Annotated in this window: 12 protein-coding genes; 2 read left to right on the top strand and 10 right to left on the bottom strand. The window is 42.7% G+C overall.

What is annotated here, in order from left to right; translation table 11 throughout:
* Window positions 1–609 precede the first annotated feature (609 nt).
* The 5 genes from WC772_01400 to WC772_01380 form a co-directional block, all read right to left on the bottom strand.
* A complete protein-coding gene (locus WC772_01400; protein ID MFA6169413.1) occupies window positions 610–1,554 on the bottom strand; it encodes a hypothetical protein in 945 nt (314 codons plus the stop codon).
* A gap of 28 nt (window positions 1,555–1,582) precedes the next feature.
* The gene (locus WC772_01395) at window positions 1,583–2,221 is read right to left on the bottom strand and encodes a hypothetical protein (protein MFA6169412.1); all 639 of its coding nucleotides are present in this window, start codon (window positions 2,219–2,221) and stop codon (window positions 1,583–1,585) included.
* A 112-nt stretch (window positions 2,222–2,333) separates the two neighbouring features.
* Window positions 2,334–3,728: a tyrosine-type recombinase/integrase gene (locus WC772_01390; protein MFA6169411.1), complete on the bottom strand. Its 1,395-nt coding sequence runs from the start codon at window positions 3,726–3,728 to the stop codon at window positions 2,334–2,336.
* The gene (locus WC772_01385; GenBank protein ID MFA6169410.1) at window positions 3,725–4,546 is read right to left on the bottom strand and encodes a tyrosine-type recombinase/integrase; all 822 of its coding nucleotides are present in this window, start codon (window positions 4,544–4,546) and stop codon (window positions 3,725–3,727) included. The genes WC772_01390 and WC772_01385 overlap by 4 nt, the downstream gene beginning before the upstream one ends.
* A 68-nt stretch (window positions 4,547–4,614) precedes the next feature.
* Window positions 4,615–5,370, bottom strand: coding sequence for a site-specific integrase (locus WC772_01380; GenBank protein ID MFA6169409.1), 756 nt, complete (start codon window positions 5,368–5,370; stop codon window positions 4,615–4,617).
* 256 nt (window positions 5,371–5,626) lie between these two features.
* Here WC772_01380 and WC772_01375 point away from each other — a divergent pair, with 256 nt between their 5' ends.
* Complete coding sequence (locus WC772_01375) at window positions 5,627–6,103, top strand: response regulator (protein MFA6169408.1); 477 nt, start codon at window positions 5,627–5,629, stop codon at window positions 6,101–6,103.
* On the opposite strand, the gene WC772_01370 is transcribed toward WC772_01375, so the two are convergent.
* The 5 genes from WC772_01370 to WC772_01350 form a co-directional block, all read right to left on the bottom strand.
* Window positions 6,087–8,024 (bottom strand): ATP-binding protein, encoded by a 1,938-nt coding sequence (locus WC772_01370; protein MFA6169407.1) that lies wholly within the window; start codon window positions 8,022–8,024, stop codon window positions 6,087–6,089. The two genes, WC772_01375 and WC772_01370, sit on opposite strands and share 17 nt — an antisense overlap.
* A 12-nt stretch (window positions 8,025–8,036) precedes the next feature.
* A complete protein-coding gene (locus WC772_01365) occupies window positions 8,037–8,858 on the bottom strand; it encodes a helix-turn-helix domain-containing protein (protein ID MFA6169406.1) in 822 nt (273 codons plus the stop codon).
* A 208-nt stretch (window positions 8,859–9,066) separates the two neighbouring features.
* Window positions 9,067–9,465 (bottom strand): hypothetical protein, encoded by a 399-nt coding sequence (locus WC772_01360; GenBank protein ID MFA6169405.1) that lies wholly within the window; start codon window positions 9,463–9,465, stop codon window positions 9,067–9,069.
* A 141-nt stretch (window positions 9,466–9,606) separates the two neighbouring features.
* Entirely contained in the window at window positions 9,607–9,780 is a 174-nt protein-coding gene (locus WC772_01355; GenBank protein MFA6169404.1) for a hypothetical protein, read from the bottom strand.
* Window positions 9,781–10,022: 242 nt separating this feature from the next.
* Complete coding sequence (locus WC772_01350) at window positions 10,023–10,550, bottom strand: DNA-processing protein DprA (GenBank protein ID MFA6169403.1); 528 nt, start codon at window positions 10,548–10,550, stop codon at window positions 10,023–10,025.
* A gap of 349 nt (window positions 10,551–10,899) precedes the next feature.
* Here WC772_01350 and WC772_01345 point away from each other — a divergent pair, with 349 nt between their 5' ends.
* Complete coding sequence (locus WC772_01345) at window positions 10,900–11,844, top strand: hypothetical protein (protein ID MFA6169402.1); 945 nt, start codon at window positions 10,900–10,902, stop codon at window positions 11,842–11,844.
* The last annotated feature ends 179 nt before the right edge of the window (window positions 11,845–12,023 follow it).

Here is a 12,023-nt window from a genome sequence, read left to right as displayed (position 1 = left end):
GAGCGATGTACACAACTTTCGCGACGTCATTCTTATACAAATCCTCGCCCAATAAATCTTTTGAGTAAATATATAATCTTGCCGCCATGTTTCCCATCGAGTGAGTGAGGATAATATATTTTTTGGGAACAATTGAATCGGGAACAGATTCCCACTTATTTTCATCTCTTGAATATTCGGGGTGGGTTCGTGCATACCATCTCTTATAATCCTCTCTTGCTTTGTCCAACCAACATTTTCCACCCATAGAAACAGGCTTGCCATTCTCATCAACATATGAAGCTGAGTTATTATAAGTCCTATCCGCAAACTCGCGCACTCTGGTAAAGTTGCTTCCGCTTTTCTCGCTGAATGAATAGGCAAAGATATGCCCGTCCAAATGAAGGTCGTCTCGCAACTGCTGCAAAAGCCGCAAACCCTTATCTCGATCATCCTGGCCATTAAAATGTTGGCTACTTCCATTAATGCCATGGACAAGGATAAAAAGATAATCCTTATATGTAGCGGTCCCTTCTGTTCTACTATTAAGATTTATCCAAGCCGCATCGTCAGAGATTGCAGCTTGCACTAAAGTTAATACACAGAAAAAAACCATTAACAGAAGCTTTTTCATCTCAATTGTTCAAACCCCGTGCCATCTATATTTATTAAATAAATACCGATTTTGTTAACATTATCTCCAACAATTTTCTGACCATCGGGAGATAGTTTAATATCATAAATATCGCTTCTGTTTATTATCACCACAGGGGGCATACTTGGCGCGGTTAAATCAAACTTTTCTATTTTTTCCCCAAAAAACACTACCTCGTTTGTGCTTGTTCTGTTAACGTTGAAATTGCCTCCAACAACATTAGGGTAAGATGATATTTCATTTAAAGTTCTCCTATCAATGGCAACAACTCTATTGACTTCCGTTGAAATCGGCTTTTGCATAACAATCCTGTCTCCATATCTCCAAGCAATCGATCCGCCGTTTGTTGAAATAATTGCCTTACCTGCTCCATCAATGCCGACAACAGCTTGTTCAAAATTCGGCGATTTCCCCGCATAATAAATAATACTTGATTCATCGGAACCCCAATCAAGACCAATTACTTCAAACCCATCATTAAGACCAATAGTATGCAAATCATCCCCATTTGCTTTTATAACTTTTATTTTCGATCCTTCAGAATAAGCGATATAATTCCCTAATGGCGACATAACAGCAACTCCATAAGAGTTAATTCGCCTCAAATCCGCCTCATTACTTCCATTGATATCCATAATTGTTATAAAATATTCCGCGCTGGAATCAACACTTGGATTCGACCCCGCACCCGTAGAAGTAGAAACCTTAGCTTTTACACAAAGGATCTTCCCATCAGGTGTCCAATCAGGAAAACAGTAAACACTTCTCGTACTTGAACTTAATGAGCTTCCACATCCTCCCATCGCCATTCCCCCAAAAAGCACACCCCCAATCAATATCGCCGTCAAAAGCAATCCTTTACTAAATATTTTTGTCATCAAATTATCGTTCCCTTTCATTGCTTTAAGCAATTGAGCCATCTCAAATTACAATCTGGCCTTCAAAATATTATCTTCTAAAGCTTGCGGCTACAATTAGACTCATAACTGATTTTGGCGACGGCATCGATGCCGTAGTCGAGAGGATATTATAATTAAGCTCCCCCTTAATTGCCCAGTTATCACTGTAGTCATAACGCACCCCACCAGCTAACCCAGTTCCATAAATATAATTCCAAACAGTTGTCCCACCAACGTTAGCCGAGGTGTAATAAGTAGTTGAAAGGATCGCAATATAAGGGAATAAGTTATCAATTTTTTTACTAAAAATCGCACCAAGATACGAACCATTAACACTACTATTTTGCGCTAAAATTCCATCTACATCATAAATTAAAGCACAAGAAAATGGCATATTATCTTCACCTAATATCTTTTTTCTTATTCCCAAGCCAGTAAAGTTGGAATCGCCTTGTTTTCCATATTTAATGGAGAATGAAAGATCGCTCCAACCAATTACCCCCTCAAGCCCATAAATAGAGCTGGCAGAGGTGCTTTCAAGATTTAACATTGGGACCAGAAAAAAAGAACCGATCGGTCCATTTTTAGGAAAATAGTCGGCGTCACCGCCAACACCTGAAAATGGCCCCGCGAAAGCAACTCCAACAAAACCTAAAAACATAACAAGTCCAACAATTATTCTCTTCATCTTTTTTCCTCCCTTTCATTTCTTAAAGCAACTTAACGACTACTCTGTATTATCGCCCATCTCTGTCAATAATTGCAATCGATTTTTCTTGTAAGGTGGCGATTTTTCGTCATTATGACTTCTTATTATCGAGGCTCGCGGCCAATAAAGGGTGCTTACTCATCTCCTTTCTCAAGTAACCAATTGAGACCTGAATATATCTTGCAGTTGTGTTGACAAATGTATGCCCCATAAGCTCTTGTATCGCCCTGATGGGCGCCCCCCGATCGAATAAGATCGTAGCAAAGGTGGTCCGTAAAAGATGAGGGGTAACAACAATCTTTAACCCCGCTTTTATTGAAAGCAAACGAAATAGATTATAAAACACAATCGAATTAATCTGTCGATTGTTCATTCGATTGGTTATCAAATAGCGACCATAGTTATGGCCTCTCAATTTCAGATATTTTGTTATTGTTCCAGATAACGCCTCGTTTATTGGAATAAGCCGGTCCTTTTTTCGCTTCCCCTGCTCCACTTTCAAAGTCATTTCAACCAGATCAATGTCTTGCCGTTTTAGCGAGGTCACTTCCTGCTGTCTTAAACCACAATATACGATCAACTCAATCATTAATCGTCCCCGTATTCTCAGCAATTCATTAAAAGGCAATTCTTCAATTGCACCGACAAAACGCGCCAATTCCTGTTCACTTAACGCTGCAGAGCCACTAAGTTTATATTGGGGGCGTTCGATCTCATCAAACGGATTGTTTTTGGCCACTCCGTTTTTGACGCAAAATTCCATAAATTGACGGAGAGAAAGAATGGTACCCCCCACAGTATTAGCCGACAATCGCTTGATCTCTTTTGAGCATAAATACTTTCTAACATCGGGTTCGGCCAACGACTTTATTTGACGTTTATTCACAAAGAATCCAATAAATTTCTGCGCGTCTCTCAGCTTTTTAATTATCGTGACCCGATGATAATTATGTAAAACAAGTTGTTTCTGCCAAGCCTTAAGAAACTCGCGGTATTTTCGGTCATTGATAACATAGACAAATCTTTTTTTCTTTTTGCGATATCCTCGCTCATATTTGCTGTAATTAACTCCTATTGATTCAACCGCCGCTTTCCAACTTCCAAAGTACAACTTACTGTGAGCCGCATGCAATAAATTATAATGAGACTTTTTGATGTATTTGCCATACAATGACTGTCCGGTAGCATGAATCTCGCGGATTTTCTCCTGAATTATTTCCTTACTCCACTTGTCCCTAGTATTTTTCCGCCGATTTAAAGCTTGCCTGCGTGCTTTATCCAGGATCCTTTCGTATTTATCCGCGTAGCCCGCAGCTTCAACCGCTTTCAGCCAGCCGCCAAAATAAATACGCTTCTGGGTGGCATTATATAAACGAGCATAATCTCTTCGTATTTCACGGGGAGTTATCGTCCCATGTTCAACAAATAAAAGCCTTATCCCTTCAATGATTTTCCTTTTCGACCACACCTGTTTGATCGCAATCATTTTTCACCTCCTAATATCTTTACCATTGGGTTTGATAATAACGCTTCCTTCACCATTTCAAAATCTGGTTTTGCGTACATCGCGGTCATTTCAAGGTTCTGATGCCCCATTATTTGCCGTAAGTCTTCCAGATCGACCCGGCCTTTTAACATTTGGCTGGCAAACGAATGCCGCAACAAATGGGCATATACTTTCTTTCGAATTTTAGCCGCGCGCGCCACATTTTTAACAATTATGTTTACGGTATTGCGATTGAATTGCGATTTTTTGAACAGACCGATAAAGAGACGGTTTGAATGAAAGTGTTTACGGCTTTTTAAGTAATTGGCTAGCCAGGAAATCAGCGGCTCTTGAATAGGCACGACCCGATCAAACCGCCCTTTCCCGGCAATTATATTTACATAGTCGTCATGAACATCGTCTTTCCGCAGACGATCAACCTCTCCGACTCTCAAGCCAGTATAAATCAGCAGGCCAATAATTGCTTTATTCCGATAATATTGAAAATCATGGCAATAACGATAGTTAATATTAACGTCCAACATCTTGCGCAATGCCAGCCCATTCAAAGGGATTTTTTGGGCTCGATATTTCCTGATTTTTTTAATAGTAAAAGAAGGGTTGAATTTCAGGTGTTTGTGGCGATAGCAATGATTAAGAAACGCCATTATTATCGCATAGCGAGATCGAATGGTCGCCGGCGAAACCCTTTCCTTTTTCATCAAATCAAATATCGTTTGAATCATTTTGACCGTAATGTCTTCGACAGTCAGAACATCGGGAAGATATTTAGCAAGAACTCGTTTTTGAAAAACCATGGTGTTTATCGATAGCCTTTTAATATGCTTGTTCCCCGACATATAGGACCTTACGCATTTATTTAACCTCATGTAATGCCCTGCAAATATTTCTCAACCGTTTCTCTTTTGCCGGCGAGACTCTTGCTTGCTCGTTTTTTTATTGTTCTTATCGTGTGGGAACCGACGATCGCCTGAATAACCCGGTGCTCGACCCGGTTATTGCTCATAATTACAAAAAAGGTGTTTCGAATAATTGAGGCACTCACCGGAAAATGAAGTTTCCTTGATATATGCAGTAAATCGCCCCTTGAACTAAAATAGCTGTAATGACTTTTTCTTTTTACACATTGAAATAAGTTGGGAGATCTTCTTTTGGGTCGGATTTCAATATAATCCTGCAACCAGCTTGTAATCGGGGAGAATAAGGGCAAAGCACGTCTATCATGAGTTCTTGTCCGGCGAATAAGAATAACCCCATTAAGGAAATCTAGGTCTTTAATTCTTATCCTGAACACTTCGTGGTTTGTCAGTCCGTAGAAAAACAATAAAGCCATATAAGCCCGCAATCTTATTTGAAATTGGGTCGGCCGCTTTTTGTTTCTAACCGCCACCTTAAAGAGCTTGATTATCTGCCGCGTTGATAAATAAGGAGGGATTTTCTTCGGTAACAATAAAGGGGGGATATTCCTAAAGGGATTAACCGGGTAGTAGCCATTTTTTTGCAGGAATTCGTAATAATTCCAAAGAAGCATCCGCTTATAAGCAATGGTAAAAACGCTTCTTTTCCGTCCAGTCAGCCAATATTTACTGTTTTTACAATCGAGCAAATAATCACTGACCATTTCCTCGTTTGCTTCATTTATTGACTTTATGCCGACTTTCTTTAAATAACTGAAATACAAACCAATCTCGATCCGGATTTTCTCGTGAGTCGATCGAGACAACCGGGAAAGTCGTCGATATCTCAAGTATTCCAACCAATGGGAATCTTTAAGATAGATGCGCATATTTGTTTTTAATTATATCCTCTTTCTTAATTACAAGTTGACTTCTTTCCCACAACCATGGGACAATCAAAATCATTTTGGAGGTGTCACCATGAAAAAGCCATTAGTTTTAGTCGTCGACGATGAGGTGGAAATCGCGGAAGGAACCGCCCGATTAATTAAAGAAACGGATGAATTTGACGCACTGACCGCCAATTCAGCCAAAGAAGCCTTGGAAATACTCCATAAGCACAATCGCAAGCTGCTCCCTTCCAGCAATCGCGTCAGGCTGATACTTTTAGACATTAAAATGCCGGAGATGGACGGCCTGCAATTTCTCCAAAAGATCAGAAAAGAATATGAAGACCAAATTGGGATCATAATGGTCACTGCTTATGAAGACGAGGAAAAATGGGAAAAGGCAACGGGAGGCTATGTCGCCGGGTATATCACCAAGCCTTTCGTAGAAGACGAACTGATTGGAACGATCAAACGGTTCTTTTCTAAATCGGACGCGGAAACATCGATGGTACTGGAAACCTTCGGCCGACATATCGATAAAAGAGAAGAACTTAAAAAGAAAGAATAAAAGTTGTCTTGAACTCCGGATCGGCGGAGGGACTTTTCACTTCAATCTTGCCCCCATGCTCCCTGACAATTCGGTAAACTATCGACAACCCCAAGCCAGCCCCATCATGCCGGGTCGAAAAGAATGGGTCAAATATCCTGGAAAGATTTTCTTTAGCGATCCCCGGTCCGGTATCGGAAACCTCAATAAAAACATGCCCTTCTGTTTGATACGTTTTTATCCCCAGAGCGCCCCCTTCCGGCATTACAGCCAGGGCATTATCAATAAGATTGACCAAGACCTGCCGAAGCTCATCAGGATTGCCTTTGATCACGGAAAGCGGCTTCAATTCCTTCCGCAAAACTATCCGGTCCAAAGAAAAGAAGCCGATCGTCGCCTCAATAAGCGCATTGAGGTCGACCGGTAATTCCACTCTTTTTTCGCTTTTTGTCAGGTTAAGCATGTTCCTGATAATAGCGGTCGCTCTTTTGATATGAGAAGTAACTTTTTCCTGGAAAGTCTTTAACTCTTCCACCCCCTTCGGGGCTTTCACCAATATATCAGTTTCCGTCTGGATAACGGTCAAAGGGTTGCGAATCTCGTGGGCCACGCCGGCGGCAATCGTTCCCAGCGCGGCCAGCCGCTGGGCGCGGTCGAGTTGAACTTGGGCTGTTTCCAGCTCTTTCTTGATCTCATCGTAGGTCCTGGTATGATCGATCGCCACCGCCACCTGGCTGGACAAAGAGTTAAGGAGGCGCAAATCCTCGTCAGTATAGGCATCCTCCGATAATTTTTTCCCCAGCGCGATCAGGGCAACAAGCCGGTTCTCGATCCGGCAGGGAATGACCAGATCATTTCCTTTGAAAACGATCTCCTCCGCGATAAGCGCTTTAACTTCCGGACGGGAAAAATCGGCCGGGAGAAACAGCCTGGGATTGGAAACCTCCATCACCTCAAAAAAGACCCGGCGCAAAGTCGCCTTAATATTCTCCAGGGAAAGGCTTTTATTGATCTCAAGGCCGACATTCGCCAATGATTGATAGTAGTCATATTTACCGCGCAGGATCAGCTTGTCGGAGGTAGTTTGGATAAACAGCCTGACCCGTAGATGATATTGGGCGACCATAAAACCATAAATTAAAGTCAAAATAATAAACGGCAAATTAAGAGCGTTGGCAAAAAAAGCTTTATATCCCCAGGCTAAAGCGAGATAGATCACGCTAAAAATGGAAGCGGCCGCCAACTCCGCGACCCACCGACTAATAACGACCGAAATATCGATCAGGCGGTGTTTAATAATCGCGTAAGCGGTAACAGCGGAAAAGATTAACGTGGAAAAAGGCCCTAAAACACTGAATTGCGAAAGGCCAAATTCAATTAAGATCAAATTGGTGCATAAACCTAAAAGCACCGCGATAAGCGCGCCAAAAAATACATACCTGATCTGGTTTTTGGTCGAGATTGGACCGTTTTGATAATTTTGGAATAAGAGAATAAAAGCCAAACCAAAATAAACCAAAAAATATGCCAACAGATAGCGGTAGAGAACCCCAGGAAATATCTCCGTCCCCCAACCATGGATCGCCACCGCTTCGACATTAAGCGCCGTCGGCGATAAAACAGTAAAGGCTAAGGCCGGCAACAATATCGTTATTAACCGGAAAACGGTCAGATTTACTTTTGGAAATACTAACGTAAAGCAAAGGAACAAGGCCGGAATAAAAGAGGGACCAATGATCGCCATTCTCCCCCAAAATAGAGCGGTCGATAGGTCCTGCGTCGTGTCAGTTATCAGCAGGCAAAAGACCCAAACAAAAAGAGAGAAGATCAGGGCGCTTAAGACCCGATGAGGGCCGTTTTTTGAATCACGGAATAGAATGTACAGGCTTAAAACTAAAGAAGCCGCTAAGATTGGTGTATAAATGAGATAGTTCTGGTGCATCTACGACTAATTTTACTCCGGCTGACGGTTTTTTTCACCATATATTTCAAAATAGACCTGTGCATCCAGTTTATTGCCGATCACCGGGATATTATTCCGCCTGGCCAGCAGTTGGATCAGATCAGGGAGAAAATGATTTTTATTTTCCGAATAATCAAAGGCGACGACCGCTTCGTTTTGGTCGATAAAATGGATCATGGTCGTCAAAAGCTCATTGATTCCCTTTAATTCATGAAAGCCGGAGATCACGCTTAGAGCGGTAACATAAAAGATTTTTCCGGCTTGAGCAAAATTGGGGTATCGGGTTTTGAAGTATTCCGGATTCATGTAAACAATACGGGCCTTATCTAAATTATTGGTCGCCAAACTTAAGCCCTTGATCGAATCGTCTTTGACCAGAACGAATTTAAGATAATCCGGATCGGTTAACGCGTCAATAAAAGTCGATCGATCGTAAGAACGCTGATCTTGGGCCGCCTTTTCCTTGTTTCTTTCAAAAGTATCGTGATAGGTTGCCCATAAATCGTTTTGGAGTTTTGGATCAACAACTTCTTTTTGCAAGACAACTTTGATCGACCCAGCAGGCCCGACAATCCCCAACGAAGCTGAATATTGTTGTTTTTCCGTGTTCTCCGGTTTTTGTTCTACGGATGGGGTTAAACTTATTAACCATTCATCGATATGTTGCCGGTTAAAGCGCCAGTGCCGTCCGACTTTCACCGCTGGAATTTGTCTGGCTTTTAGCAGTAAATATATCTTCTCTTTGCTGAAACAAAGATACTGGGAAAGCTCTTCCAATGTCAGCCACGATTTACCAACAACCAGGCTACTCATTGCTACCGCCTCCTACTACTTATTACTACTTGTTACCATATGATACAACTCATCGCTTGAGTTGTCAAATATACCGGCGACCACAAAAAAGGGGGCGCTTCCGCCCCCTTTATGGATCAGGATCTCCCTTTTAGCAACGGCGTAAGATACTCTCGCTGGTCCGGACTCATTTGCTCTAAGGCTTTATTAATCAACTCCTGGGGAAGACTCAATAAAGTGTCGCAACAATCGCAAGCAAAAATTGCCCAACTGCCGCCCACAGCTCGTTCTTCCCCTTAAATTCGCACTCAACCGTGTATTGATAGCCAGTCCCGCGCTTCCCTTTCTTCCAAACATCAACTTTGCGATGATCGCAAACTTCCAAATCGCCCAAAGGGACAAGGATCGCGAAATCTTTCCGGATCAACCCCGGAATCCCATCGTATAAAGTACCGGGATTGTCGTAAAACGACTCAAGCGTCCCGGCCTCTTCCTTGCCGGCATACCAACCGACCCAATCGGGATCGAACAGCCACTCCTTGATCTCCGCCCGACTAAAAAAGCAATTATCCATGACCCCGATCTTTATCTCTTCCCCGGTCGCAATGTTTTTAATATACTCACCCATTTTTACCAACTCCCTTTTTTAAATAACCAATTACCAAGAAACAATTACCAAACAAAATTCAATGACCACTAAATAACCAAGAGATAATCACCAAAAAAATGACCCGCTTCCCTTTGGTGGAAGGAAGCGGGCCTGATGGGATCAAACCTCGGCATATTGATAAGATATGCCATATTCGATCTGATTTTGGATCGAGTTCAAGCAACCCTGGCAAATGAAGACCACCCGGTTGAGCGTGTACGGCTCGAAGCCGATATGATCAAGCCCCTCGTTGCAAGGGGTCAGCAATGCCCGGCAAACAGAACATCTTCTCATCTGAAACACCTCCTTTTTTAAATAACCAATAACCAAGACGCAATAACCAAACAATGATCAATCTTAATTTTTGATAATTAATTCTTTCAATTCTTTGATCAGAATGTGGTGGGCGCGGTTTTTGCTAAGAGACTGAACATAGTTAAGAAACCGGGCGCATCTGGTCCGATTGTGAGGACGGCATCTAACTCCTGGCAGTAAGCTGCCGCACTGCAGACATGGGGACAAAACTGAAATAGCCACTAAAGCACCTCCTTTTTGTTGAAAATAAAACAGTGCCTGGCTAGATCAGGGGGCAAAGCAGCCCCGCCCCCGCAAAGGAAAACCACCACCGGAACGCCACGGCTAACCGCCTGACGCACCGTAAAAAGGGAGCCGCGGGAAGGACCGAAGAGGAAAGCCACCAGAACCGAACAGGAAGAGGCCAGCCGCCGGTTGCGGCCCAAAAGCGCGGAGACAGCCTGCTGGCGGGACGCGCCGGGCGAAGCAGAACCCCAAACGACCTGGCCGCCGGAAGCAAGGAACCGGCTGACCTGGGGACGAACCGAAGCAGGGAACCCAGAAGCGGACTGCCAAGCGGAGAATAGCACCCCGGAAGAAGCGGCCCCCTGCCGGAGCAAGGCAGAGAGGGCGAATGAATCAGCCCCCAAAGCGCCACCGGAAGCAACCCGGAAGCCACGGGACAAAAAGAGGGAAACGGACGAGGAAACAAGAGGAGAAAATGAAGCGGGCAAGGAGCGGGAACCAATGAAGCCAACGACACGTACCATAAGCGACACCTCCCAAAAAAGATGCCATGCCAATAGCATTTTTTCGCCCCTGTCACCCGGAGCCGATCCGCGAGGGATAACGAGCGGATCGGTGGAGGGCGCGAAAAGAGGACGAGCAAGCCCGAACTATAATGCTTCATTGATTTAATGTGAGGGCGAGTCGAGGACGACTGGAGCAGAGGGGCGCGAGCTACATTAGATTTTTATTGATGTATATCTGCGAGCGACCCCTTGACAGGGTATAGGCGGAAAAATGCTACAATGGAGAAGCTGGGAGAAGGGAAAATGATGCCTGCTAGCTAGTTCTAGCTACACAAAGAAAGACTTGAAAAAGTGGGGCTTTATCTTTATGGACACATTATTCAATATAAAACCGTACAATATTTTCCCCGAGTGGGACGAATATGAGGTTTATCACGATGAAAGCAAAGATAACCACGTAATACATGCTTTTTTATTTATTCCAACCAGAATAAAACCTATAATCCTCTCACAGATAGGCAAGATCAGAGCTAAGTATAACAATGACAGCAAACTGCATTACAATGATTTAACTGGAACAACAGAAAATATTAAGCATAAAACGGCAAAAGATATTTTAATACTAATGGAAGATGCTTTACGCAGTAAAAGACACAATAAGCATCTCTGGGGTATTATTCCCCCATGTTGTAAATTTGTTCTATTTTTTAAAAGGAACACATCAACAATGAGTTCGCTTTATTACGGCTCAGCTGATAAGACAGAAATATATACAAGGAAAGTTGAAACGCTTTTACGAATTGGACTAAAAAGCGGCCTTCATTTTTTGTTCGGCGATGATCACAAAGTTAAGCTGACTGGTTTTTACACGGATGGAATAGGCTGGAGCCGGCCTCTCGATAAGAAACGAATTATTGGTCGCTTACATCCCGATAAAGAAGCTTTTATTGATTTCGATCATAGCATGGATATTATTCCAATTTTGAGCAATCACAAAAGCCCGGATTGCTCCGACCAAAATCGCGCACATCTATTACAAATAACCGATTTATTACTAGGAGCTTTTAAGGCCTGTGTTTTCCAATGCGATAAAGGCTCATTTAAATACAATATTGCAACCCCTATTAGACAGATATTACTTAAGCAAAATAAGCGAAAAGGGTTCTTTAGAAATAGCGGGCATCATAAATCATTCAGCTTAACAAAAAGTAGTATATGTAAAAATGGGAAATGGGAATATGAACAATTTTCATTGCACGACGAAGGCACTCCTTTAAGCAAACATATGGTTGCATTGCCCTTTTCCAGCTGATTTAATAATTAGTCATTTTGCGATCAAAAACAGCTCACATTCTTAGTAAAGAACGTGATGAGGATAGTGACGGAGTAGTCTTCACCATAAAAACAGGGAACTCTCCATCAAAGCCAGCACAATAAAAGTATTTTCAACCCTGCACCTTCTTCTACATCCAACATTAAACCTAATTTGGT

Source organism: Candidatus Margulisiibacteriota bacterium, from assembly GCA_041661965.1.
Lineage (GTDB): Bacteria > Margulisbacteria > WOR-1 > O2-12-FULL-45-9 > XYB2-FULL-48-7 > XYB2-FULL-45-9.
The sequence above is the reverse complement of the archived record's forward strand: the minus strand, read 5'-3'. Positions and strand labels throughout refer to the sequence as shown.